The organism is Paenirhodobacter sp. YD-8, from assembly GCF_056590935.1.
In genome coordinates this window covers 82165-107237 of sequence record NZ_CM152649.1, presented here as the reverse complement: position 1 = coordinate 107237, position 25073 = coordinate 82165, and the positions used below count along the sequence as shown (strand labels likewise).

The 25073-nt window shown below is 70.2% G+C and carries 18 protein-coding genes; 12 read left to right on the top strand and 6 right to left on the bottom strand.

Annotated features, from left to right (window positions below):
* Positions 1-91 precede the first annotated feature (91 nt).
* The 5 genes from AC0QTQ_RS00485 (at position 92) to AC0QTQ_RS00465 (ending at position 7183) form a co-directional block, all read left to right on the top strand.
* Positions 92-1078 (top strand): HlyD family secretion protein, encoded by a 987-nt coding sequence (locus AC0QTQ_RS00485; RefSeq protein WP_480257810.1) that lies wholly within the window; start codon positions 92-94, stop codon positions 1076-1078.
* 5 nt (positions 1079-1083) lie between these two features.
* Positions 1084-2844: an ATP-binding cassette domain-containing protein gene (locus AC0QTQ_RS00480; RefSeq protein WP_480257809.1), complete on the top strand. Its 1761-nt coding sequence runs from the start codon at positions 1084-1086 to the stop codon at positions 2842-2844.
* A complete protein-coding gene (locus tag AC0QTQ_RS00475) occupies positions 2841-3986 on the top strand; it encodes an ABC transporter permease (RefSeq protein WP_480257808.1) in 1146 nt (381 codons plus the stop codon). The genes AC0QTQ_RS00480 and AC0QTQ_RS00475 overlap by 4 nt, the downstream gene beginning before the upstream one ends.
* Positions 3987-3988: 2 nt before the next feature.
* Positions 3989-5089 carry an ABC transporter permease gene (locus AC0QTQ_RS00470; protein WP_121534288.1) on the top strand — a complete coding sequence of 367 codons (1101 nt, stop codon included), beginning with the start codon at positions 3989-3991 and terminating at the stop codon, positions 5087-5089.
* 81 nt (positions 5090-5170) lie between these two features.
* Positions 5171-7183, top strand: a complete 2013-nt coding sequence (locus tag AC0QTQ_RS00465) for an oxidoreductase (protein WP_480257807.1) — start codon at positions 5171-5173, stop codon at positions 7181-7183.
* An 82-nt stretch (positions 7184-7265) separates the two neighbouring features.
* Here the strand turns inward: AC0QTQ_RS00465 and AC0QTQ_RS00460 are convergent, their stop codons facing one another.
* The 3 genes from AC0QTQ_RS00460 to AC0QTQ_RS00450 form a co-directional block, all read right to left on the bottom strand.
* Positions 7266-7616, bottom strand: a complete 351-nt coding sequence (locus AC0QTQ_RS00460; RefSeq protein WP_480257806.1) for a hypothetical protein — start codon at positions 7614-7616, stop codon at positions 7266-7268.
* A gap of 10 nt (positions 7617-7626) precedes the next feature.
* The gene (locus AC0QTQ_RS00455) at positions 7627-8400 is read right to left on the bottom strand and encodes a DUF6478 family protein (RefSeq protein WP_480257805.1); all 774 of its coding nucleotides are present in this window, start codon (positions 8398-8400) and stop codon (positions 7627-7629) included.
* A gap of 145 nt (positions 8401-8545) precedes the next feature.
* The gene (locus AC0QTQ_RS00450) at positions 8546-9196 is read right to left on the bottom strand and encodes a hypothetical protein (RefSeq protein ID WP_121534292.1); all 651 of its coding nucleotides are present in this window, start codon (positions 9194-9196) and stop codon (positions 8546-8548) included.
* Between the two features lie 191 nt (positions 9197-9387).
* Between AC0QTQ_RS00450 and AC0QTQ_RS00445 the strand changes: the two genes are divergently transcribed.
* On the top strand, positions 9388-10206 hold the full coding sequence (locus AC0QTQ_RS00445) for a glucosamine kinase nucleotide-binding domain-containing protein (protein ID WP_480257804.1): 819 nt from the start codon (positions 9388-9390) through the stop codon (positions 10204-10206).
* A complete protein-coding gene (nagA, locus tag AC0QTQ_RS00440; RefSeq protein ID WP_480257803.1) occupies positions 10194-11342 on the top strand; it encodes an N-acetylglucosamine-6-phosphate deacetylase in 1149 nt (382 codons plus the stop codon). Before AC0QTQ_RS00445 ends, nagA begins: the two co-directional genes overlap by 13 nt.
* Here nagA and serB read toward each other — a convergent pair.
* Entirely contained in the window at positions 11318-12190 is an 873-nt protein-coding gene (serB, locus tag AC0QTQ_RS00435) for a phosphoserine phosphatase SerB (RefSeq protein ID WP_113901881.1), read from the bottom strand. The two genes, nagA and serB, sit on opposite strands and share 25 nt — an antisense overlap.
* Before the next feature lie 169 nt (positions 12191-12359).
* Between serB and AC0QTQ_RS00430 the strand changes: the two genes are divergently transcribed.
* The 5 genes from AC0QTQ_RS00430 to AC0QTQ_RS00410 all read left to right on the top strand — a co-directional run bounded on the left by AC0QTQ_RS00430 (position 12360) and on the right by AC0QTQ_RS00410 (position 17544).
* Positions 12360-13505, top strand: a complete 1146-nt coding sequence (locus AC0QTQ_RS00430) for a phosphoserine transaminase (RefSeq protein ID WP_113901880.1) — start codon at positions 12360-12362, stop codon at positions 13503-13505.
* A 111-nt stretch (positions 13506-13616) separates the two neighbouring features.
* On the top strand, positions 13617-15212 hold the full coding sequence (serA, locus tag AC0QTQ_RS00425; RefSeq protein WP_113901879.1) for a phosphoglycerate dehydrogenase: 1596 nt from the start codon (positions 13617-13619) through the stop codon (positions 15210-15212).
* Between the two features lie 81 nt (positions 15213-15293).
* Positions 15294-16025 (top strand): metallophosphoesterase, encoded by a 732-nt coding sequence (locus AC0QTQ_RS00420; RefSeq protein ID WP_480257802.1) that lies wholly within the window; start codon positions 15294-15296, stop codon positions 16023-16025.
* Between the two features lie 95 nt (positions 16026-16120).
* A complete protein-coding gene (locus tag AC0QTQ_RS00415) occupies positions 16121-17296 on the top strand; it encodes an acetyl-CoA C-acyltransferase family protein (RefSeq protein WP_121534296.1) in 1176 nt (391 codons plus the stop codon).
* Positions 17296-17544, top strand: coding sequence for a helix-hairpin-helix domain-containing protein (locus tag AC0QTQ_RS00410; RefSeq protein WP_121534297.1), 249 nt, complete (start codon positions 17296-17298; stop codon positions 17542-17544). The genes AC0QTQ_RS00415 and AC0QTQ_RS00410 overlap by 1 nt, the downstream gene beginning before the upstream one ends.
* A gap of 1 nt (position 17545) precedes the next feature.
* Here AC0QTQ_RS00410 and pbpC read toward each other — a convergent pair whose 3' ends face one another.
* Positions 17546-19588: a penicillin-binding protein 1C gene (pbpC, locus tag AC0QTQ_RS00405; protein WP_480257801.1), complete on the bottom strand. Its 2043-nt coding sequence runs from the start codon at positions 19586-19588 to the stop codon at positions 17546-17548.
* Positions 19585-25032 carry an alpha-2-macroglobulin family protein gene (locus AC0QTQ_RS00400; RefSeq protein WP_480257800.1) on the bottom strand — a complete coding sequence of 1816 codons (5448 nt, stop codon included), beginning with the start codon at positions 25030-25032 and terminating at the stop codon, positions 19585-19587. Before AC0QTQ_RS00400 ends, pbpC begins: the two co-directional genes overlap by 4 nt.
* Positions 25033-25073: the final 41 nt, after the last annotated feature.

Sequence of the window (25073 nt, the reverse complement as noted above, 5' to 3'; positions counted from 1 at the left end):
GCACGGGACAAAATGACCCGCCAGTCATTTTTCAGTTGTCAGCGAGTTCGTGCCTTCCTAGGCTGGCGCGGAACCACGGGGGAGCGGCGCGATGCGGCGAGGGGCGATCATGGCGGGGCTGGCCGTCGCGCTGGCGGTGGGCGGCCTTGTCCTGTGGCAGGCGCGTCCGGCCGCGCAGGGGCCGCTGGTTCTTGGCGGCAATGTCGACATCCGCGAGCTGAACCTCGCCTTCCGCACCGGCGGCCGCATCGCGTCGCTTGCCGTCGAGGAGGGTGACCGTCTGGCGCCCGGGGATGAGATCGCGCGGCTTGACGCGGCGCCGCAGCGCGCGGCGCTCGCACAGGCGCAGGGCGCGCTCGATGCCGCGACGGCGGCCGAGACGCTGCTGAAGGAAGGCGCGCGCGCCGAGGAGATCGCCCAGCTCGCTGCGCAGGTCGCCGGCACCGAGGCGGCGCTGCGCAATGCCGAGGCGACCTATGCGCGGCAGAAGGCGTTGAAGACCACCTCGGTCTCGCTGCAGCAGGCGCTCGATTCCGCCGAGGCCGCGCTTGGCCAGGCGCAGGCGGCGCATGAGGCCGCGGTGCAGGCGCATCTTGCCGCGGTGACCGGCGCCCGCCCGGCCGAGATCGCGCAGGCCGTGGCACAGCGACAGGCCGCCGCCGCCGCGCGCGACGCAGCGCAGATCCAGCTCGACGATGCCGTGCTGACCACGCCCGAGGCAGGCACCGTGCTGACCCGCGCGGTCGAGCCGGGGGCGATGGTCGCGGCCGGCACCACGGTGGTGACGCTGTCGCTCGACACCCCCATCCGCGTGCGGGCCTATGTCGGGGAGCCCGACCTTGGCCGGGTCGCGCCGGGCACCAAGGTGCTTGTCTTCACCGATGCCCGCCCGGGCGCGCCCTATCACGGCACGGTCGGCTTCGTCTCCTCGCGCGCCGAGTTCACGCCGAAGCAGGTCGAGACGCAGAGCCTGCGCAGCGCCCTCGTCTACCGGCTGCGGCTCACCGTCGAGGATGGCGACACCGCATTGCGTCAGGGCATGCCGGTGACGGTGCGCCTTGCCGCCGAGGCGGGGTGAGCGCGATGGCGGCGGGTCTGGCGGTCTCGATCCGCGGCCTGACCCACCGCTATGCCGGGCAGGGCGCGGAGGAACACGCGCTGAACGATGTGGCGCTGAGCGTCGATCGCGGCGTCATCACCGGGCTGGCGGGGCCCGATGGCGCGGGCAAGACCACGCTGATGCGGCTGATGGCGGGGCTCTTGATACCCGTCTCGGGCGAGATCGAGGTGCTGGGGCTCGACCCGTTGCGCGCCGCGTCGGAGCTGCACCTGCGGGTGGGCTACATGCCGCAGAAATTCGGCCTCTACGAGGATCTGACGGTGATGGAGAACCTGGTTCTCTATGCCGATCTGCGCGGCGTCACCGGCGCGGCGCGGCAGGCGCAGTTCGACCGGCTGCTCGATTTCACCGATCTGCACCGCTTCACCGGGCGGCTGGCGGGCAAGCTGTCGGGCGGCATGAAGCAGAAGCTCGGCCTTGCCTGCACGCTGGTCGGGCAGCCGGAGCTGCTGCTGCTCGACGAACCCGGGGTGGGCGTCGATCCGATCTCGCGGCGCGAGCTGTGGCGGATGGTGCAGGCGCTCGCCGCCGAGGGCATGGCGGTGGTCTGGGCCACGGCCTACCTCGAGGAGGCCGAGCTTTGCGACGCGCTATGTCTGATGAACGCCGGGCGGGTGATCTTTGCCGGCCCCCCGGGCGAGCAGATCGCGCGGATGCGCGGCCGCTCGGTCCTGGCCTGTGACATCCGCGGCAACCGGCGCCATTTCCTGCGCCGCGCGCTCGGCCTTCCGGGGGTGATCGACGGGGTGATCCAGGGCGATGCGGTGCGGCTTGTGCTCGCCGAGGGGCAGGCGCCGCCCATAGCCGAGCTGGGCGAGGACGCGCCGCGCATCGTGCCGGTCGAGCCGCGGCTCGAGGATGCCTTCATCGATCTCGTGGGCGGCGGGCCCGACGGCCGCTCGACGCTTGCCGGCACGCTCGCCGAGGTGGCGCTGCCGGCGCATATCGACCCCGAGGCGGTGATCCGCGCCCATGACCTGACCCGCCGCTTCGGCGATTTCGTCGCCACCGATCACGTCAGCTTTTCCGTCCGGCGCGGCGAGATCTTCGGCCTGCTCGGCCCGAACGGCGCGGGCAAGTCGACCACCTTCCGGATGATGTGCGGCCTGCTCGCGCCCACATCCGGCGAGGCGCAGGTGATGGGGATCGACCTGAAGCATTCGGCCCCCGCGGCGCGGCAGAAGCTGGGGTACATGGCGCAGAAATTCTCGCTCTACGGCAATCTCGGGGTCGAGCGGAACCTGCGCTTCTTCGCCGGCATCTACGGGCTGAGCGGCCGCAGCCGCGACCGCAAGGTGGCGCAGATGCTGGAAAGCTTCGAGCTTGACCATTACCGCGGCACGCAGGCGGCTGAGCTGCCGCTTGGCTTCAAGCAACGCCTGTCGCTGGCCTGCGCGCTGATGCACGAGCCGCCGCTGCTGTTCCTCGACGAGCCGACCTCCGGTGTCGATCCGGTGACCCGGCGCGAGTTCTGGTCGCATATCAACGCGCTTGTCGACCGCGGGGTGACGGTGATGGTGACCACCCATTTCATGGACGAGGCGGAATATTGCGACCGCATCGGCCTCGTCTATCGCGGCCGGCTGATCGCCGTCGGCCCGCCCGACGATCTGAAGCGGCAGGTGGCCGATGCCGCATTGCCCGATCCGACCTTCGAGGATGCCTTCATCCGGCTGATCGAGCGCGACGATGCCGCCCGCGCCGCGGCAGGGGGGGCGCCATGACCCGCACACCGCATGAAGGCTTTTCGCTGCGCCGGCTTCGGGCGCTCTGCATCAAGGAGACGAAGCAGATCCTGCGCGACCCGAGCAGTCTGCTGATTGCCGTGGTGCTGCCGGTCGTGCTGCTGTTCATCTTCGGCTTCGGCATCTCGCTCGACACCAACCGGCTGTCGCTCGGCATCGTGCTCGAGGATCAGGGCGCCGAGGCGCAGCGCTTTGCCGCCGTGGCCGCGGGCTCGCCCTATATCCACCCGCGCTTTGCCCGGACCCGGGCCGAGCTGGCCACGCCGATGGCCGAGGGCGCGCTGCGCGGTCTCATCGTGATCCCGCAAGATTTCGGCGCGCGGCTGGCGGCGGGCGACGGCAGCGCGCGGATCCAGGTGCTGACCGACGGCTCGGAGCCGAACACCGCGAATTTCGTCGCAAGCTATGCCCAGGGCCTGTTCGAAAGCTGGCTGCACGCGCGCGCCGATGCCCGCGGGCTCAGCGCCGATCCGCCGGTGTCGCTGGAGCCGCGCTACTGGTTCAACCCCTCGACCGAAAGCCGCAACTTCCTGATCCCGGGCTCGATCGCCGTGGTGATGACGATCATCGGCGCGCTGCTGACCTCGCTCGTTGTCGCGCGGGAATGGGAGCGCGGCACGATGGAGGCGCTGCTCGCCACCCCGGTGCGGCGGGGCGAGCTGCTGCTGTCGAAGGCGCTGCCCTATTACGGGCTCGGGCTGATCGCGATGGCGGTCTGTGTCGTCATCGCGGTGGTGCTGATGCACGTGCCGCTGCGCGGCTCGATCGCCATGCTGTTCATCGCCACCAGCCTGTTCCTGGGCAGCGCGCTTGGCCTCGGGCTGCTGCTGTCGACGCTGACCCGCAACCAGTTCAATGCGGCGCTCGCGGCGCTGAATGCCGCCTTCCTGCCGGCGGTGATGCTGTCCGGGCTGATCTTCGAGATCTCCTCGATGCCGGCTTTCGTGCAGGCGGTGACGCTGATCGTGCCGGCGCGCTATTTCGTGACGGTGATGCAGACCCTGTTCCAGGCCGGCGACATCGCCGCGATCCTGCTGCCGAACCTGCTGTTCCTGCTGGTCTCGGCGCTGTTCTGGCTGGGCCTGACGGCGCGGCGCACCCGCATGAGACTGGACGGCTGACGATGTGGCGCCGCATCCTCACCCTGATCGCGAAAGAGCTGGCGCAGCTGCTGTCCTCGCGCCGCAACGTGGCGATGCTGATGATGCCGCTTCTGGTGCAGCTCGTTGTCTTCCCCTTCGCCACCACGCTCGAGGTGCGCAATGCCGCCGTCGCGATCCTGAACGAGGATCCGGGCGCCGAGGCGGTCGAGCTGGTGAACCGCATCGCCGCCGCCTCGGCCTTCGGCACGCTCCACCCGGTGCATAGCGAGGCCGAGCTCGAGCAGGCGATCGACGCACAAAAGGCGCTTCTGGGCCTGCGCATCCCGCCCGATTTCTCGCGCAAGCTGCTCGAGGGCACCCCCGTCACGGTGCAGGCGCTGATCGACGGGCGCAAGTCGAACGCCGCGCAGATCGCCTTTTCCTACATCCGCGACATCACCTCGACCTTCGCCGACGAGCGTGCGGGGCAGGTGCTGCCGGCACGGATCGAGCGGCGCAACCTCTACAACCCGAACCTCGACTACAAGTGGTTCGTGCTGCCCAGCCTTGTCGCAATCATCTCGACCATCGGCTGCCTGCTGGTCACCGCGCTGTCGCTGGCGCGAGAGCGCGAGGAGGGCACCTATGACCAGCTGCTGGTCACTCCGCTGACGCCGGGCTACATCATGGTCGGCAAGGCGGTGCCGGGCATCCTGGTGGCGATGACACAGGCCAGCGTGATCGCCGCGGCGGCCGTGTTCCTCTATGGCGTGCCCTTCACCGGGCAGCTGTGGATGCTGCTGCTTGCGATGTTCGCCTATGCGCTGGCGCTCTCCGGCGTGGGGCTGCTGATCTCGGCGATCAGCGCCAGCCAGCAGCAGGCCTTCCTCGGCGTCTTCTGCTTCATGGTGCCCTCGGTGGTGCTCTCGGGCTATCTCGCCCCGGTCGAGAACATGCCGGCCGCGCTGCAGCTGCTGAGCGCGGTGAACCCGCTCACCCATTTCATCGCGCTGTCGAAGGGGATCTTCCTCAAGGGCTTTGGCCTCGCCGAGGTGGTGCCGGCGGTCTCGGCGCTTTTCGCCATCGCCGCCGTCACGCTTTTCGTCGCGCATCGGGTCTTCGACCGGCAGGCGCGGTCCTGACGCCGCCCGCCATTGACGCCGCGTTCGGCGTGACAGAGGCTTCCGTGCACGTCACTTTGGCGCCAGCCAGGGAGGAGACCTATGAGCCACTATCCGCACATGCTTGCGCCGCTCGACCTCGGTCACGTGGTTCTGAAGAACCGCGTGCTGATGGGCTCGATGCACACCAATCTCGAGGAGACCGGCGACTGGAACCGCGTCGCCGAGTTCTACGCCGAACGCGCCCGCGGCGGCGTCGGGCTGATGGTGACGGGCGGCATGGCGCCGAACCGCGAGGGCGGGGTGTTTCCGGGGGCGGCGGGGCTGTTCACCCCCGAGGACATCGCCCATCACCGCCTCATCACCGAGCGCGTGCATGCGGCGGGGGGGCGCATCGCGATGCAGATCCTGCACGCCGGCCGCTATGCCTATTCGCCCGACTGCGTCTCGGCCAGCGCGGTGAAATCGCCGATCTCGCCCTTCCCGCCCAAGGAACTCGACGAGGCCGGGATCGAGAAGCAGATCGCCGACATCGCCACCGCTGCCGCCCGCGCCCGTGAGGCGGGCTATGACGGCGTCGAGGTGATGGGCTCCGAGGGCTATTTCCTGAACCAGTTCCTCGTGCGCCACGTGAACCGGCGCGAGGACCGCTGGGGCGGCTCCTACGAGAACCGGATCCGCCTGCCGGTCGAGGTGGTGAAACGCGTGCGCGCCGCGGTCGGCCCCGATTTCATCGTGATCTACCGGATCTCGCTGATTGACCTGGTGCCCGAGGGCTCGACCTGGGACGAGGTGGTGACGCTCGCGAAGGCGATCGAGGCCGCCGGCGCCAGCATGCTCAACACCGGCATCGGCTGGCACGAGGCGCGGGTGCCGACGATCGCCACCTCGGTGCCGCGCGCGGCCTTCACCTGGCTCACCGCGCGGCTGCGCCCCGAGGTCTCGATCCCGGTCATCACCTCGAACCGGATCAACACCCCGGGCGTCGCCGAGGAGATCCTCGCCCGCGGCGATGCCGACATGGTCTCGCTTGCCCGCCCCTTCCTTGCCGATCCCGACTTCGTCGCCAAGGCCGCCGAGGGGCGCGCGGCGGAAATCGCCCCCTGCATCGCCTGCAACCAGGCCTGCCTCGATCATACCTTCTCGGGCAAGATCTCGAGCTGCCTCGTCAATCCGCGCGCCGGGCACGAGACCGAGCTGACGCTGACCCCGACGCCCGCGCCGAAGCGCATCGCCGTCGTCGGGGCGGGGCCCGCGGGCCTTTCCGCCGCGATCACCGCCGCCGGGCGCGGCCATGCCGTTACCCTGATCGACCGCGCGGCCGAGATCGGCGGCCAGCTGTGCATGGCGCGCCGGGTGCCGGGCAAAGAGGAGTTCCACGGCCTCACCGACTGGTTCGCGACGATGCTGGCGCGCACCGGCGTCACGCTGCGCCTGAACACCGAGGCCACGGTCGAGACGCTCGCGGGCTTCGACGAGGTCATCATCGCCACCGGCGTCACGCCCCGCAGCCCCGGCATCCCGGGCGAGGAACGGGCCGCAAGCTACATCGACATCCTGACCGGGCGCGTCACCGCCGGCCCGCGCGTCGCGATCGTCGGCGCGGGCGGCATCGGCTTTGATGTCGCCGAGTTCCTGACCGTCACCGACAGCCCCACCCTGCACCGGGCCGAATGGATGCGCGAATGGGGCGTCGGCGATCCGGCGCGCACCCCGGGCGGCCTGGCCGCGCCGCAGCCCGAACCGCCCGCGCGGCAGGTGACGCTGTTGCAGCGCAAGCCGGAAAAACCGGGCCGCAAGCTTGGCAAGACCACCGGCTGGATCCACCGCGCGGCGCTGCAGGCCAAGGGTGTGCGGATGATGGGCGGGGTGAATTACGAGGCGATCACCGCCGAGGGGCTGCAGATCAGCTTCGGCCCCGAGCGCAAGGACCCCACGCTGATTGCCGCCGACACCGTCGTGCTCTGCGCCGGCCAGCTGAGCGAGCGCAGCCTTGCCGAGCAGCTGATCGCCGCCGGGATCACGCCGCAGGTCATCGGCGGTGCCGATGTCGCGGGCGAGCTTGACGCGAAGCGGGCCATCGATCAGGGCACCCGCCTCGGCGCGGCGCTCTGATCTTCATCTTGCCCGAAATACCTCGTGGGGGTCGGGGGGGGGGGCGGCGCCCCCCGGCCATCACCCCTTCCAGTCGTCGCCGTCAGGCCGCGCCGGTCTCGACGCAATGGCGCCGGAACGCCTTCTTCAGCAGGTCGAGCTCGGCCCGCAGAAGCTCGATCTCGGCGCGCAGGTCATCTTCCAGCGGCGCGCCGGTGACGATCGAGAATTTGCCCACCGTGTCTCTGCCCTCGCGGATGACGAAGCTCTGCACCCCGTCCGACAGGAGCTCGGCCGGGATCGGCAGGCTCAGCCGCCATTTGCCGTCTCCGGTGGCCTCGAAGGTCAGGCCGGGCAGCTCCTCGCCCTGATGCAGCACGGCGATGCGGGCGTCATCCGCCCCGTCCCAGATCGCTTCCCAGCGGCCATTGCGCACCCGCGACATTTCCAGCATGGCTTTCCCCTCAGATATCCGCACGCGGATGGCGCACGAAGGTCACGTCGCGCAGCATCACCTGGTTCATCTGCGGCCCTTCGAAGATCAGGTCGACCCAGGCCTTCTCCAGCCGCTTCTCGTTCATCTTGGTATAGGCGAGGTCGAAGTCGACATGGCTCGCCCCGGTGCTCAGCGGCAGCTCGCGCACCAGCTGTTCGGTGTTCGGCCCGTGCTTGACGTTCAGCCGGCAGAAGATCTCGAGCGGCTTTTCCACCTCGACATCGATGTTCAGCCGCACCAGATGGTTGCGCCGCATCCCCCGCAGCCCGCTTTCGGGCAGGTCGAGGACCAGCGACAGGAACGAGCCGTCGAAGCGGAACACGTCCATCCGCAGACCGTAGGGGGCCGGGTCCTTCTCGCGCGTGTTGCGCAGCTGGTGCAGCGTCAGCTCCGACACCTTGCAGTCGTGAAACAGGGTCACCTCGTCGCCGAGGCGCTGGCGGTTCTCGGCGGCGGCAATGCCGCGCGGCTCGATCGGGCCGCGCCACAGCGCGGGCCGCCAGGCCCAGTCCGCACCAAGCGGCCGATCGATGCCGTCTCCGCCCGCCATCGGCATCGTCAGCCGGCCGTCGGCGATGTGCAGAAGTTCACCGACCGCGTGGCGCACCTGCGCGGCATCGCTGCGCAGCTGCCTCAGGTCGTCGAGATCGAGAGAGGGGGCAAGCCGTGTCGCCCGCTGCCAGCGCGCAAGCGCCCGTCGTTGCACAAGCCGATCGAGAAAGGAGTCCTGTTTCTTGACCATGCCTCGACCCTCGCGACAAATCGTTAATGCCTTGGAAACAATCCCTGCATTTCAGAGTCTTATTCGTGAGATTTCTGAATTTGAAGCGGGAAAAGTGGAATCGTTCCGGTTTCCATGGGTTTCGCGGGAAAACGGAGGCCTTGGTTCAACTTTTCGGCGAGGCGGTGATCGTTTCCGGGTTCGCGGCACGGATGGTTGCGTCGAAATCGGTCAGCAGGCGGATCTGCGCGGCATCGGTGATCGAGGCCCCTTCGAGCGGCAGCACCGAAAGTGCGGTGATCCGCCCGGAAAGCCCGGTGATCGCGCGCCAGTAGGTCTCGCTCACCGGGGCGCCCTGCACGCGCGAGCGGTCGCGGATCTTCAGCAGCAGCAGATGCCCGCTGCGCTTGACCTTCAGGATCTCGACATCGTCGGGTGCGCCCGAGCGGGCGAGTGCCGCGCGCCCCGCGCCCGAGCGGAAGAAACGCTCGAAGCCCGGGAAGGTCGCCTCGACAGGGCCCGCGCCCTCGGGGCCGACGGTGGCCGTCAGCATCGCGCGATAGGGCGGTTTCGGCGCCGTCGCATCGCCCGAGATCGCCGCGCAATTGCCCCAGAGCACGAAGCTGCCCGCGCGCTCCTCGCGGCGGGAGCCGGGGTCGACGCAGAAGCCCTTGGGCGCAACGAGGGTCATCGTGCCACCCAGAACCTCGGCGCGGTCGGTGGCAGGCGTGCCGGGGGCGACGCAGCCGGCAAGCCCTGCCAGCAGGGCCGGCAGCAGCAGGCGCCGCAGCGAAAAGGGGCTGATCCTCGTGCTCATGCAAAAGGCATAGCGGCGGCGGCGGCCTCGGGCAAGCCTTGCCGCGGCCGGTGCCGAAGGGGTGAAGCCGCGTGTGCGGCCGGCCGCCGGTGCGCTGCGGCGCGGGCGGCCTTTCGCCTTGCCCCCCGCCCCCCGGCGCGGCATCTTCGCGCCGATACGGGCCCGGCCTACGCAACCGGGCAGGAGGGGCGATGTTCTATCTCGGGATCGATGGCGGCGGCACCGGATGCCGCGCGGCACTGGCCGATGCCTCGGGCACGGTGCTGGCCCGGGCCGAGGGCGGCCCGGCGAATATCGCCACCGATTTCGATGCCGCGCTGCGCGAGGTGTCCGCCGTCGCGCGGGCGGTGATCGGCGATCGCCCCGCGGCGCAGGTGCGCGCGGTGCTGGGCCTTGCCGGCGCGAACCTGTCGGGGGCGGGGCCGCGGCTTGCGGCAGCGCTGCCGTTTCCCGCCAAGGTGGTGCAGGACGTCGCCACCTCGGTGCGCGGCGCGCTTGGTCCGCGCGACGGCATCGCGGTGGCGATCGGCACAGGATCGGTCTTTGCCCGGCAGCTGGGCGGGCGGATGCGCGCGATCGGCGGCTGGGGCCTGCGGCTTGGCGACGAGGCTTCGGGCGCCTGGATCGGCCGGGCGCTGGTGATGCGCACGACCCGTGCGCTTGATGGCTTCGTGGCGCTGACGCCGCTGCTGGCGGCGCTTTCGGACGAGCTGGGCGGGCCGGCGGGGCTCGTGGCCTTTTCGCTGGCTGCGACGCCCGCCGACTGGGCCCGCCTTGCCCCGCGCGCCTTCGAGGACGACCCCGCCGCGCAGGCGGTGCGCGCGGCCGCCGCGGCCGAGATCCGCGCCGCGGTGCAGCTGCTGCAACCCGAGGTCGCGCTGCCCGTCGTCTGGATGGGCGGGCTCGGGCCGCGGCTCGCTCTGCCCGACTGGCCGGCGCTGGCGCCCGCGGGCACGGCGCTTGACGGCGCGCTGGCCCTTGCGCGCGAGGAGATGACATGGACCGACTGATCTTTACCGGCGCGCGGATCTTCGACGGCACGCGCTTTCACGACGGCGCCGCACTTGTGGTCGAGGGGGGGCGCATCGGCGGGGTCCTGCCCGAGGCCGAGGCGCCCGAGGGGCCGCGCATCACGTTGCCGGGTGGCACCCTTGCGCCCGGGCTGATCGACCTGCAGGTGAACGGAGGTGGCGGCGTGATGCTCGATGGTTCGGCCACGGTCGAGACCATCGCGACGATCTGCGACGCGCATGCGCGGCTTGGCACCACCGGGCTGTTGCCGACGCTGATCACCGACACCGCGGCGGCGACGCGTTCGGTCCTGGCGGCGGGGATCGCCGCGGCGGCGCGGGTGCCGGGCTTTCTGGGGCTGCACCTCGAGGGGCCGCATCTTGATCCGAAGCGGCCGGGCTGCCACCCGCCGCAGTGCATCCGGCCGCTGACGCAGGACGACATCGACATCCTGACCGAGGCGAAGACCGGTCTGCCCGCGCTGGTGGTGACGCTGGCGCCCGCCTCTGCCACCCCCGATCAGATCGCGCAACTGGCCGAGGCCGGCATCCTCGTCTCGCTCGGCCATGCCGAGGCGAGCTTTGCCGAGGCGCAGGCGGCCCATGCCGCCGGGGCGCGGATGGTCACCCATCTCTTCAACGCGATGTCACAGCTTGGCTCGCGCGAGCCGGGGCTGGTCGGGGCGGCGCTGAGCCTGCCCTTCGCCGCCGGTCTGATCGCCGATGGCATCCATGTCTGCCCCGAGACCCTGTCGCTTGCCCTGCGGCTGGCGGGGGATCGGCTGTTCCTGGTGACCGATGCGATGGCGGTCGCGGGCACCGAGGCGCAGGAATTCACCTTGGCCGGGCGCCGCATCCTGCGCCGCGAGGGCGCGTTGCGGCTGGAAAACGGCACGCTGGCGGGGGCGGACCTGACCCTGCCCGAGGCGATCCGGCTGTGCATCACCCGGCTTGGCCTTGCGCCCGAGGCGGCGCTGACGATGGCGACGGCGCGGCCTGCCGGGCTGATCGGGGCGCCGGCCGGACGCATCGCCCCCGGCCTGGCCGCCGATTTGGTGCATCTCACCGCCGACTGGCGCCTTGCGGGCACCTGGCGCGGCGGTGTCGCGGTTCAGGCGAAGTCTTCGACCGAATAGCCCTGGATATACAGCAGCGCGCTCAGGTCGCCGTGGTTGATGCGGATATCGCATTGCGCGGCGACCGAGGGCTTGGCGTGCAGCGCCACGCCCATGCCGGCCAGATGCAGCATGCCAAGGTCGTTCGCGCCGTCGCCCACGGCGATCACCTCGGTCGCGGCAAGGCCGAGCCGGGCCGAGATCTCGTGGAAGGCCTGCACCTTCGCCTCGCGACCGAGGATCGGGCGCGAGGGCACGCCGGTGAGCTTGCCGTCCTCGACCAGCAGCACGTTGGCGCGGTTCTCGTCAAAGCCCAGCACCTCGGCGACATGGCCGGTGAAGGCGGTGAAGCCGCCCGAGACCAGCGCGCAATAGGCGCCGTTCGCCTTCATCGTGCGCAAAAGGTCGTGGCCCCCCGGCATGAAGCTGAGCCGCTCGTCGATCACCTGGCGGATGACGTCGGCGGACAGGCCCCGGAGCAGACCGACGCGTTCGGTCAGCGCGCCCTCGAAATCAAGCTCTCCGTTCATCGCCCGCGCGGTGATCTCCTTCACCCGGGCACCGACGCCCGCGACGTCGGCGAGCTCGTCGATGCACTCCTGCTGGATCATCGTGCTGTCCATGTCAGCGAGCAGCATCTTCTTGCGCCGCCCCTCGGCCGGCACGATGACCAGGTCGTGGCCCAGCCCCTGCAGGCTTTCCCACACGTCCCAGCGATTCGAGGGCATCTCGCTCAGCTCGAACTCGGCGGCGATGCCGGGGCTCAGCCAGCGCGCCTCGCCCCCGCCCCAGGCGTTGCGCAGCGATTCAACGGTGACGCGCTCGAGATTGGCGGCTTTCGGATCGGCGAGGAGGACGGCAATGAACATTGGGGGATTCCGCGAGAAGTTTCCGATAGTGGAGCGCGGCGTCGCTTTCGGGCGCCGATGCGGCGCAATATCGCAATTTCCCCCCTTGTGCCAGAGCAGGCGGAGGCGTATCTGCCGCAGCGGGACACCTCTCCCCAACGAGGGGCGTTTATCTGGAAGGATACCATTGATGGCTTACGAAGCTCCGGTCGCGCGTCCGGTCAATCCGCGTTTTTCTTCGGGCCCCTGCGCGAAGATCCCCGGTTTCTCCCTCGACATGCTCGCTGACGCGCCCCTCGGCCGCTCGCATCGTGCCGCCGTCGGCAAGGCGAAGCTGAAAGAGGCGATCGAGACCACCCGCGAGATCCTGGGTGTGCCCGCCGACTACCGCATCGGCATCGTTCCCGCGTCGGACACCGGCGCCGTCGAGATGGCGCTGTGGTCGCTGCTCGGTGCCCGTCCGGTCACCATGTGCGCTTGGGAATCCTTCGGCTCGGGCTGGGTCACCGATGTGGTGAAACAGCTCAAGATCGACGCCGACGTGAAGAAGGCCGAATATGGTGACATCGTCGATTTCACCGATGTCGACTTCAACACCGACGTCGTCTTCACCTGGAATGGCACCACCTCGGGCGTGCGCGTCGCCAACGGCAACGACATCCCGGCCGAGCGCCAGGGCCTGACCATCTGCGACGCGACCTCGGCCGCCTTCGCGATGGATCTGCCCTGGGACAAGCTCGACGTCGTCACCTTCTCCTGGCAGAAGGTTCTGGGCGGCGAAGGCGGCCATGGCGTGCTGATCCTCAGCCCGCGCGCCGTCGAGCGGCTGGAAACCTACACCCCGAAATGGCCGATGCCGAAGATCTTCCGCATGACCAAGGGCGGCAAGCTGATCGACGGCATCTTCGTCGGCGAGACGATCAACACCCCCTCGATGCTCTGCGTCGAAGACTACCTCGTGGCGCTGAAATGGGCCAAGTCGATCGGCGGCCTGAAGGGCCTGATCGGCCGCGCCGAGGCGAACGCGCAGGTGGTGTGGGACTTCGTCGCGGCGAAGCCCTGGATCGAGAACCTCGCCAACAACCCGGCGAACGCCTCGACCACCTCGGTGTGCCTGAAGTTCAACGACGCCCGCATCAAGGACGGCGCGGCCTTCGCCAAGGCCGTCGCGAAGCGGCTCGAGAAGGAAGGCGTCGCGCTTGACGTCGGCGCCTATCGTGACGCCCCGGCCGGCCTGCGCATCTGGTGCGGCTCGACCGTCGAGAAGGCCGATCTCGAGGCGCTGATGCCCTGGATCGAATACGCCTTCGAGGCGGAAATCGCGGCTCAGGCCTGATTTCAGGCGGCTTGCCTCCGGGCGGGCCGCATGCGAAAGCGCGGCGGGACGTCTATAGACTCCGTGACGACCCGCCCTTTCCGAAATCCCGTATATTCAGGAAATCCAGAAATGGCCCCCAAGGTTCTCATCTCCGACAAGCTTTCCGACGCCGCCATCGCGATCTTCAAGAACCGCGGCATCGAAGTCGACTTCCGCCCGGAACTCGGCAAGGACAAGGACAAACTGGCCGAGGTGATCGGCGATTACGACGGTCTTGCGATCCGCTCGGCCACCAAGGTGACCGCCGCCCTGCTCGAGAAGGCGACGAAGCTGAAGGTCGTCGGCCGCGCCGGCATCGGTGTCGACAACGTCGACAAGGAAGCCGCCTCGAAGAAGGGCGTGATCGTGATGAACACGCCGTTCGGCAACATGATCACCACCGCCGAGCACGCGATCGCGATGATGTTCGCCGTCGCCCGCCAGATCCCCGAAGCCTCGGCCTCGACCCAGGCCGGCAAGTGGGAGAAGTCGAAGTTCATGGGCGTCGAGCTGACCGGCAAGACGCTCGGCGTGATCGGCGCCGGCAACATCGGCGGCATCGTGTGCGACCGCGCCAAGGGCCTGAAGATGAAGGTCATCGCCTACGATCCCTTCATGTCGGACGAGAAGGCCGCGAAGATGGGCGTCGAGAAGGTCGAGCTTGACGAGCTGCTCGAGCGCGCCGACTTCATCACCCTGCACGTGCCGCTGACCGAGCAGACCCGCAACATCCTGTCGCGCGAGAACCTTGAGAAGACCAAGAAGGGTGTGCGCATCATCAACTGCGCCCGCGGCGGTCTGGTCGACGAGGACGCCCTCGCCGATCTGCTGAAGTCGGGCCATGTGGCCGGTGCCGCCCTCGACGTCTTCGCCGTCGAACCGGCGACCGAGAACGTGCTCTTCGGCCTGCCGAACGTCGTCTGCACGCCGCACCTCGGCGCCTCGACCTCGGAAGCGCAGGAAAACGTTGCGCTGCAGGTCGCCGAGCAGATGTCGAACTACCTGCTCGACGGCGCCGTCGAGAACGCGCTGAACCTGCCGTCGATGACCGCCGAAGAGGCGAAGGTCATGGGCCCTTGGGTGAAGCTGGCCGAATACCTCGGCTCGTTCATCGGCCAGATGACCGACGAACCGATCAAGGCGATCAACATCACCTATGACGGCATCGTCTCGAAGATGAACCTGAAGGCGCTTGATTGCGCGGTGATCGCCGGGATCATGAAGAAGGCGAACCCGGACGTGAACATGGTCTCGGCGCCGGTGATCGCGAAGGAACGCGGGATCCAGCTCTCGAAGACCACGCAGGACAAGTCGGGCGTGTTCGACGGCTACATCAAGGTCACCGTCGTCACTGACGTGCGCGAGCGCGCCGTGGCCGGCACCTGCTTCTCGGATGGCAAGCCGCGCTTCATCCAGATCAAGGGGATCAACGTCGACGCCGAGGTGGGGCCGCACATGCTCTACACCACGAACAAGGACGTCCCCGGCATCATCGGCAAGCTCGGCACTCTGCTTGGCGACCACAAGGTCAACGTCGCGAACTTTACCCTCGGCCGTGCCGCGGCCGGCGCCGAAGCGATCGCCATCGCCTATCTCGATGCGCCGCTCGCCCCGGAAGTGGTGAAGGAACTCGAGGCGACGGGCCTCTTCCAGCAGGTCAAGCCGCTTGAATTCCTCGTCGCCTGAGCGACATGAGAGGATGAGATCCGGGCCCTCCGCTGCCGCGGGGGGCCCATTGCATTCGGTCCCGAGGTTCGGAGGAACAGCATGCGCGCTTATGCGATCGGCGATATCCACGGTCATCTCGACCTGCTGCAGGCGGCACAGGCGCTTGTCGCCGAGGACCGCGCCCGGGTCGGCGACACCGAGGCGCCGCTGGTCCATATCGGCGATCTGATCGACCGCGGTCCGCGCTCGCGCCAGGTGGTCGAGCATCTGATGGCGGGCCAGGCGCGGGGCGAGCACTGGGTGGTGCTGAAGGGCAATCACGACCGCATGTTCGAACGCTTCCTCGAGGACCCCTATGCCCATGACCCGATGCTGCGCAGTGGCATCGAATGGATGCACCCGCGCGTCGGTGGGGTGACGACGCTCGCCTCCTGGGGGGTGCGCAACCCCGAGGAACGGCCGCTGCCCGAGGTCCATGCCGATACGCTGGCCGCCGTCGCGCCCGAGGTGCGGGCCTGGATCGCGGCGCGGCCGACGCATTTCCTGCACGGCGAGCAGCTTTTCGTCCATGCCGGCATCCGCCCGGGCGTCGCCCTTGCCGATCAGGTCGAGGACGATCTGCTCTGGATCCGGGCCGAGTTCCTCGACGATCCGCGCGATCACGGCGTGCTGGTGGTGCATGGCCATACCGCGATCGACAAGGTCACCTTTTACGGCAACCGCCTGAACATGGATTCGAGCGCGGCCTATGGCGGCCCGGTCTCGGCTGCGGTGATCGAGGGGCGCAAGGCCTGGCTGCTGACCCCCGGGGGCCGCATTCCGCTTGTCTGAGGCGATGTGACGCCCCGTCACTTGCCCCTGGGGCAACTGGCGCCGGCCGCGGTGCCACGCTAACCTCCCCCCACATCTCAAAGGGGGAGTTCTCCATGACCGGCATCGTCATTCTTTCCGGCGCCCGTACCGCCATCGGCACCTTCGGGGGCAGCCTGTCGGGCTTCTGCCCGATCGACCTCGCCACCCATGTCTCGAAGGCGGCCATCGCCCGCGCCGGGATCGATGCCGAGAAGATCGGCCAGGTGGTCTTCGGCCATGTCATCAACACCGAGCCGCGCGATATGTATGTCTCGCGCGTGGCCTCGGTGCAGGCCGGCGTTCCGGTCGGCACCCCGGCGATGAACGTGAACCGGCTGTGCGGTTCCGGCGCGCAGGCGATCGTCTCGGCGACGCAGTCGCTGATGCTGGGCGATGCCGATTTCGCGCTCGCCGGCGGCGTCGACTGCATGTCGCGCGCGCCCTACATCCTGCAGCAGGCCCGCTTCGGCCAGAAGATGGGCGACGTGAAGGCCATCGACATGATGACCGGCGCGCTGACCTGCCCCTTCGGCACCGGCCACATGGGCGTCACCGCCGAGAACGTCGCCTGCGAGCATTCGATCTCGCGCGAGGAGCAGGACGCGCTGGCGCTCTCCAGCCAGGAACGCGCTGCCGCGGCGATCGAGGCCGGCCTCTTCAAGGACGAGATCGCGCCGATCGAGATCGTGTCGCGCCGTGCGACCGTCGTCTTCGACACCGACGAGCACCCGAAGAAGACCTCGGCCGAGGCGCTGGCCGGGCTGCGGCCGGTGTTCAAGAAGGACGGCACCGTCACCGCCGGCAACGCCTCGGGCATCAATGACGGCGCTGCGGCGCTGATCCTGGCGCGTGCCGATGCCGCCGAGGCGGCGGGGCTGAAGCCGCGCGCGAAGATCCTCGGCTATTCGGTCGCGGGTGTGCGCCCCGAGGTGATGGGCGTCGGCCCGATCCCGGCGGTGCAGCAGCTGTGCGAGAAGCTCGGCATGACGGTCGCCGATTTCGACGTGATCGAGTCGAACGAGGCCTTCGCGGCGCAGGCGCTGGCGGTCTCGAAGGAGCTTGGCCTCGACCCGGCCAAGGTCAACCCGAACGGCGGCGCGATCGCGCTTGGCCACCCGATCGGCGCCACCGGCGCGATCCTGACGGTGAAGACGCTCTATCACCTCGAGCGCACCGGCGGCAAACGCGGTCTGATCACCATGTGCATCGGCGGCGGTCAGGGCATCGCGCTGGCGATCGAGCTGGTCTGATGGCTTTCTCGCCAGAGGAGCGGGCAGCCCTGCTGGCCGCGCCCCTGGTGGGGCCGACGGTCCTGCGCCGGTTCGAGGAGGTGGGCTTCGGCACGGTCGAAGCCCTCGCCGCGGCGCAGCCCGAAGACCTGTGCCGGCTGGTCGCGGCCCATCTGGGCACGACTTGCTGGGCGAATGCGCCGCGGGCGCGGGCCTCGGTGGCAAATGCCATCGCCGCGGCGCAGGCGCTGGCCGCCGGGCGCGGCTGAGCTAGGGCATCAGCCGCACCTGGGCACTGGCCGAGCGCCCCTCGGCGTCGAGAACCGTCAGCGTCACGAACCCGGCTGCGGGCAGGGGAAGCAGGCTTTCCCGCGCCCGCGCCCCCACCATCACCGGCGCGCCATTCGCGAGCCAGGTGAAGGGCGGCACGCCGCCACGCAGCTTCACCGTCAATCCGCCCTCGGGCACCTCGACCTGCGCGCCATCGGGCGGGAAGGTCAGCTCGGGCCCCCCGGCCGGCGCCTCGGCGAAGGCCGCATCGCGCGGGCGAAAGCGTTGCAGCGGCTGGGGCAGCCGCGCATTCGGCAAGATCAGCGTCGCGGGCGGCGGCGGCGGCAGTGGCGCGCGCTCGGCCCCGATCCGGTCGAAAAGTTCGAACAGCACCGGCGCCGCGATCTCGCCGCCGAAGGCGCCGGGTACCGGCGTGCCATCGGCGCGACCGAGCCAGACCCCCGCGACATGGCGCCCGTCGAACCCCACCGCCAAAGCGTCGCGGTGGCCATAGGAGGTGCCGGTCTTGTAGGCGATGCGGTTCGGCGTGCCGCCGGGCGGCGGCGCGATCCGCGACAGGATGTCAGCCACCTGCCAGGCCGCGACGGCGCCGAAGAGCTGCCCCTCGCGCGGATGCGCCCCGCCCGCCAGCGCCGACAGGGTGACCGGCCGCCCCATCCGGGCAAGCGCCGCATAGGCCTGCACCAGATCCTCGAGGCTGATGCCAAGCCCGCCAAGCGACACCGCAAGCCCCGGCGCCCCCGATCCCGGCAACTCGACCCGCGCCCCGGTGCGGCGCAGCGTGGCCAGAAGCCGCTCGGGGCCGAGCGCCTCGGTCAGATGCACCACCGGGATGTTGAGCGACAGCGTCAGCGCCTGCCGCACGCTGACCGTGCCGCGAAAGGCGTGGTCGAAGTTCTGCGGATGCCAGCTGCCGAAGGCGACGGGTCGGTCCTCGATCAGCGTCTCGGGATGGGCAAGCCCGTCGTCGAAGGCCAGCGCATAGACGAAGGGCTTCAGCGTGGAACCCGGCGAGCGCGGCGCCTGCGTCAGATCGACGAAGCCCGCCCGCGCCGTGTCGGTCCAGTCGGCACCGCCGACCTCGGCCAGGATCTCGCCGCTGCGGTGATCGGCCAGCACCATCGCCGCCGAGACCTGCCCGGCCATCCCCGCGACGGCGCGCCGGGCAAGCCGCTCGGCCGCCCGCTGCAGGCCCGCGTCGATCGTCGTCTCGATCCGCGCGCCGGGGGCTGCGGCGGTGGCCAGACGCGCCGTCAGGTGCGGCGCAAGCGCGGGAAAGTCGCGCCGGCGGGTGGGCACAGGCTCGCGCATCGCGGCGCGGGCGCTGTCTTCGCTCAGCGCGCCGGCGGCGGCAAGGCGGGTCAGCACCCGGTCGCGCGCCGCCTGCGCGGCCTTGGGCGCGCGGTCGGGCCGGCGCGCCTCGGGCGATTGCGGCAGGGCGATCAGCAGCGCCGCCTCGGCCGGCGTCAGCCGCCGCGGTTCCTTGCCGAACCAGGCAAGACTTGCCGCCCGCACCCCTTCCAGGTTGCCGCCATAGGGCGCGAGCCGCAGATAGAGGTCAAGGATCTGCGCCTTGCTCAGCTTGCGCTCGAGCGCAAGCGCCACCCGCGCCTGACGGATCTTGCCCGCCACCGTGCCGGTCGGCCCCTCTTCCAGAAGCCGCGCCACCTGCATCGTCAGGGTCGAGGCGCCCGAGACGACATGGCCCGCCGCCAGTGCCTGCGCGCCGGCGCGCAGAACGGCGACCGGGTCGATGCCGGCGTGGTCGTAAAACCGCCCGTCCTCATAGGCCACCAGATCGGCGAGAAAGCCCCCGTCGACCGGCCCGGGCGCCAGCCGCCAGCGGCCATCGGCGACCGGGAAGGCGCGCAACAGCGTGCCGTCGCGGGCCAGAACCTCGGTCCCGGTCGCGACGGTGAGCGGCGGCAGCGCGGTCGCCGCCACCCAGGTGTCGAGCGCATCGCGCCCCCCCGCCGCCAGCGCGAGGCCGAGCGCGAGCGCGGCAAGCGCGCCCGCCCTCACTCGATCACCACCTCGCCCGCGTCGCTTTGCGCCCGCATCTCGGGGCGATACATGTCGGCGACCGAGGCCGCCGGCAGGTGGAAGCGACCCGGGCTGACGGCGCGCACGATATAGGCCAGCCGGAACGGCCGGTCGCCATGCGCGTCGATCGCGGCCAGGAAGCGGTCCTGCCGGAACTCGGTCATCCGGGTGTCCTCGGCGACGTCGAGCCAGTCGAGCGCGGCGATGTCGCCGCCGCGGATCAGGTTCGGGTTGTCGATCTCGAAGCCCGCGGGCAGCGGGTCGTCGACCATCAGCCGCGCATCCTGCTGGCCGAGCGGGGAGATCTCCAGCACCGCGACAAAGCGGGTGCCCTGTTTCACCGTGGCGGGATCGGCCGGATCGCCCTCGAGCGTGTACCAGCTGCGCGAGATCGACCAGCCTTTGCCGCCGGCGGGTTCAGCCACCTCGGGCACGCCGAAGGTGGTCAGCGTCAGGGTCTGCGCTTTGTCGCCCGGGTTCGCGATGGCAATGGCCCGGCCCGCGGTCTCGGCGTCGATCACCTCGACGAGCGGGCCTTTGACCGGCGCGCCGTCGATCGTCAGGCCGCCGGCATCCGGCCGGTCGATGAGCGCACTCGCCGCCATCAGCGTCCAGGCCGCCTCCTGCGTCGAGAGCGGCACCGAAGCCAGCCGCGCGGCCAGCGCCTTGCCCGTGCTTTCGAGATTGACGGCGTTCGAGCCCGCCTGCGCGGCGAGTGCCAGCACCGCCGCGGTGTCGCGCAGCCCGGTGCCGTAATCGTCGCGCCAGCCGGTCTCGGCGCCCTTCGCGCTCAGCATCCGCCCGGCGCGCGCGAACATCGCATCGGCCCGGCCCTGATCGCCATAGGAGGCGAGCGCCGCGCCCAGCTGTGCCGCGGCCAGCGGCGTCGCGAAATCGTCGCCCTTGACGTCGGCGTAATAGCGCAGGTCACCCACGGCCGCCGCCCCCTCGCGCGCCAGAACCATCAGCGCATAGGCCAGAACCTGCCCGCCGCCATTCGAATCGCTGTCGAAATCGGCGGCGTAATTCACCTGATTGCGCAGGTTGTCGAGCGCATTGCGGAAGGCGGTGTCGGGCACCGCATGGCCCGCGGCTTTCGCCCGGCTGAGGAAGTCGGTGACATAGGCATCCAGCCAGCCGTCACCGGATTCGGGCGACCACAGCCCGAAGGCGCCCGAGGCGTCCTGATTGGTCAGCACCTTGCGGATCGCGGTGTCGATGCGGTCGCCGAGATCGGCGGGCGTCACCAGCCGCATCTTCTCGGCCACCGTGCTCAGATACAGAAGCGGCATCGCCTTCGAGGTGATCTGCTCGGTGCAGCCATAGGGATAGGCATCGAGCGCGGCCAGCAGCGCCGGCGTGTTGAAGCGTGCAATCGGGCCTGCCGCCAGCGTCGCCCGCGCCGTGCCCGGCACCATGCCGGCAAAGACATTCGCGTCGAAGGTGAAGGTCTTGCCCGCGGCCAGATCGAAGCGCGATTCATGCGCCACCTGCGGGTCGTTGCGCTCGACCGGCACGGTCACCACCTTTTCGAGGAGCTTGCCGTCGGGCGTGGTCAGCGCGATGCGGATCTGCTGCACTCCCTCGGCCGCGGGGGCGGTGAGCGGGATCTCGACCTCGGCCTTGCCGAGATCGGCGAGATCGACACCCGAGGGGCGCTCGCCCAGCGTCACGCCGGCGGCGCTGACATCAAGCCCCATCCGCCCCGAGGGGCCGGTGGCATGCACGATTTCAAGCAGCAGCCGCGAGTGGTCGCCCGGCGCGAGGAAGCGCGGCAGCGAGGCGGTCACCACCACCGGATCGCGCACCAGCACATCGGCCGAGGCCTGGCCGACGCCGGTCTTCGACCAGGCGATGGCGCTCAGCCGCACGGTGCCGTTGAAGGCGGGCATGTCAAAGCTGGTGCGGATCATGCCGTCGGCGCCCACCGTCAGCGGGCCCGAGAAATAGGCGACCAGCTCCTCGGTCGGAGGCGGGGCCTGCATCGACATCTCGCGCCCGGCATCGCCGCCCGAGCGCAGCACCCCCTCGGTGCCGGCGCGGCCGTCGATCAGCCGGCCATAGACGTCACGCAGCCCGACACCCAGCCGGCGCTGACCGAAGTAATGCGCCTGCGGATCGGGGGCCTTGAAGCCGGTGAGGTTCAGGATGCCAAGGTCCACCGCGGCGATGGTCGCATGCACCGTCTCGCCGGGCTGCGCGCCCTCGACCTTCAGCGCCACGGGAAGCGGCGCGCGCGGGTCCGAGGCCGCGGGCACGTCGAAGCTTGCCGTCAGCGCGCGCGGGCCGGGGTCGACCTGCGCATAGCTCAACCCCATCGCCCGCATCGGCGCGCGTGCGGGCGCCTCCTCGGCGAGCGGCCGGATCACCGAGGCGGTGACATAGGCGCCCGCCCCCCATTCGTCGGTCACCGGCAGATCGATCCGGTTCTCGCCGGCCTTCACCGGCACCGATTTCAGCGCGATGAGCCGGTTCGACAGCACCGAGACCAGCGCCACCCCCGGCGCCGGCGCCACGAGGCGCAGCCGCGCCGTGTCGCCCGTCGCATAGGCCGGCTTGTCGAGCGCAAGGTCCAGCCGGTCGGGGCTTGCCATCACGTCGGCGGGCGCATACCAGCCGGCATCGAAGCGCATCGAGGCCGAGGTGTAGCTGTCGCCATGACCGGCCTCGACCACCAGCTCGTATTCGCCCCAGTCGGTCTTCGCGGCGATCTCGGCCGGCGTGGTGCCGGGGGTCGCGTCGCCCTCGGCCACGCGGGTGCGGTGGGTGATCGGCTCCCAGTTCCATTGCCCGTCCATCGCATACCACTGATAGCGGGTCTCGACGCGGTTCAGCGTCCAGTGCAGCGGCAGCGCGACGGGTTTCGCATCGGGGCCAAGCGCGATCAGGCGGAAACGCGCCTCGGCCCCTTCGGCCACCGCGCCGTCAAAGCCCGGGCGGATGCCGATCACCGGCAGCGCCGGCATGACGAGGCGCGAGATGCTGCGCTCGACCGGCCGGCCCGAGCCCTCGCGCAGCCGCACGGTGAAGCGCGCCTCGAGCGGGCGGGCGGCCTCGGTGCCCAGATCGGGCAGCGCCGCCTGGATCTCGCCCGCGCCCTCGGCGTCGGTCTCGCCGGCCTCGAGGCTGTCATAGCGCGGCTCAAAGGGCGTGTCGTAGCGGCCGAAGCGATAGCCGTCGAAGCCCGGCAGGCTGTCGGCCGCGGCAAGACGCAGATCGCCCTCGAAGCCGAGCCCGCCGCCCGGCGCGCCGAAGAGATAGCGTGCCGCGATGCCGATCGCCGGCAGATCGCCGCCCGAAAGAATGCCCTCGGGCAGGGTCAGGGCGAAGTCGATGCGTTCGGGCAGGAAATCCTCGACGAGGAATTTCGTGGTGGCAAGCGGTGCGGCCTTCGGGTCGGCGAAGACATCGAGCCGCCAGGTGCCGCGCGGCGCCTGCGCCCCGATCGGCAGCGCCGCGGTGGCGCCGCCATCGCCCGCGTCCTGCGCAAGGCTGCGCGAATATTCGACGCCATCGGGGCGCATCAACACCGCGGTCAGCGGCACGCCGGGCAGCGCGGCGGCACTGCCGTCGCGCGCCAGCATCGTCGCCTGCACCGTCTCGCCGGTGCGATAGGCGCCACGGTCGGTGGCAAGGAAGACGTCGATCGGCGGCGCGGGGGGCATGCCCTCGACACCACGGTCGGACAGGTCGAACTCGGCATCGGTGAGCGACAGGAACGCCATGTCCTCGCCCTGCGTCACCGAGACGAGGGCGGGGGCGGCGTTGCCCGCACCCGCGGCCAGCGCCGGGTCGAAATGCACGACGCCCTCGGCATCGGTCGTGGCGCTGCCGATCACCGCATTCGCGCGCGACACCAGCGTGACCGTGGCGCCGCCGACCGCCTTCGCATCGGACAGGCCGCGCACCGCCACCGTCAGCCCGTCGGTGCCCGAGAAGCTGGTCAGGCCGAGATCCGAGATCACGAACCATTGCGTCGCCGGCGGGTGCTCATAGGGATCGGCGCCGGGGATCGAGGCGCGCAGCACATAGACCCCGGGGCCAAGCGGGCCCGTCACCTCCTGCACCGGCAGGCGCGTGGTGACGTCGCGGTTCACCTCCATGCCGACATCGGCGGTGCCGGTCCAGACCGTCTGGGCCAGCGAGTCCTCGAGGTTGCCGGCATCCCACTGGTCGAGCGAGCGGGCGAAATAGTCGCGCTGCATCGAGGCCACGAGGTTGCGGTCCGACACGCGCAGCAGTTTCAGATCGAGATGCTTCGTGTTCACCGTCTGCACCGGCAGCCCCGAATCCTCGCCCTTCGGCAGGATATAGGCGCGGCCCGGGAAGGTGACGGCGGGGCCGCGGTCGCGGACATAGGCGGTGATCGTCACGTCCTTGGCGAGGGTCTCCTTCGTCGCCGAGGGCAGCCCCTTGCGGAAGGTGAGTGCATAGCGCTCGCCATGCGCAAGGCCGGCGACGCAGAGCTGGTTCGCCTCGGCCTCGACCGACAGCCCGGCCTTCGGCAGCTGCACGAAACTGGCGTAATCGACGCCCGAACGCGCCAGATCATCCGAGAACACCGCGCAGATCCGCGGCGCGGCGCTGTCGGCCTCGACCTGATGCTCGGTGATGCGGAAGCCGTATTTCGCCACCGCGTCATCGAGCGCGGCGGCAATGTCCTGCCGCGGCGAGAGGCTGGCGGCAAGGCGCAGCGCCGCGACCATCTCGCGGGTGCGGCCATCGGCCTCGAGCGCCTGCGCGAGCGTGCTCAGCGCCTCGGCCTGCTGGGCGGCATTCGCGGCGCGCAGATAGCCGTTCACCGCGGCCGTGACCGCGGCACCGCTGTCCGCACCCTGCGGCCGGCGCAGCTGCAACAGCGCGTAATCGCTCCACAGATCCGAGGCGTCGGTAAGCACGATCAGCGCGCCCTCGATCGCGATTTCGCGGTTCACGTCGCCCTGCGCGCGGGCCGCCGACAGCGCCTGCGTCAGGTCTTCGGGCCGGGCGAAATTCGTCAGATGCGCGCGCCCCATGCCGCGCGCCTGATCGAGCGCGGCATCAAGGCTGCCGTCCCACAGGAAGCCGAGATCGGCGGCGCGGGTCTTTGCCCGGGTCCCGGCCGCCGCCGGGCTGGCCACGACGACGCCCGAGAAGGCGCCCTGATAGGGGGTCATCCCGCTGATGCCGGCCTTCGGGAAGCAGGAATTGTTGCGCGCGTTGAAGGTGACCGCCTCGCAGTCGCTGCGCGCAAGGCAGGCCGCCTCGCAGCCCTCGAGCGTGGTGTCGAAGATCTGCGCCAGGTCGCGGCCGCTCAGGTCCATGCCCTCGGCGATGGAGAGCCGCCGTTCCGGGATCACCCGCTGCGGCTCGGCCCCGGCGGGGGGCGGGGCAAGGCTCAGCACAGCGGCAAGAACGGGAATCAGGAAAGACGGCACGCGCATGAAAACAACTCCTCCGAGATGGCGTGATCGTCTCACGCGGC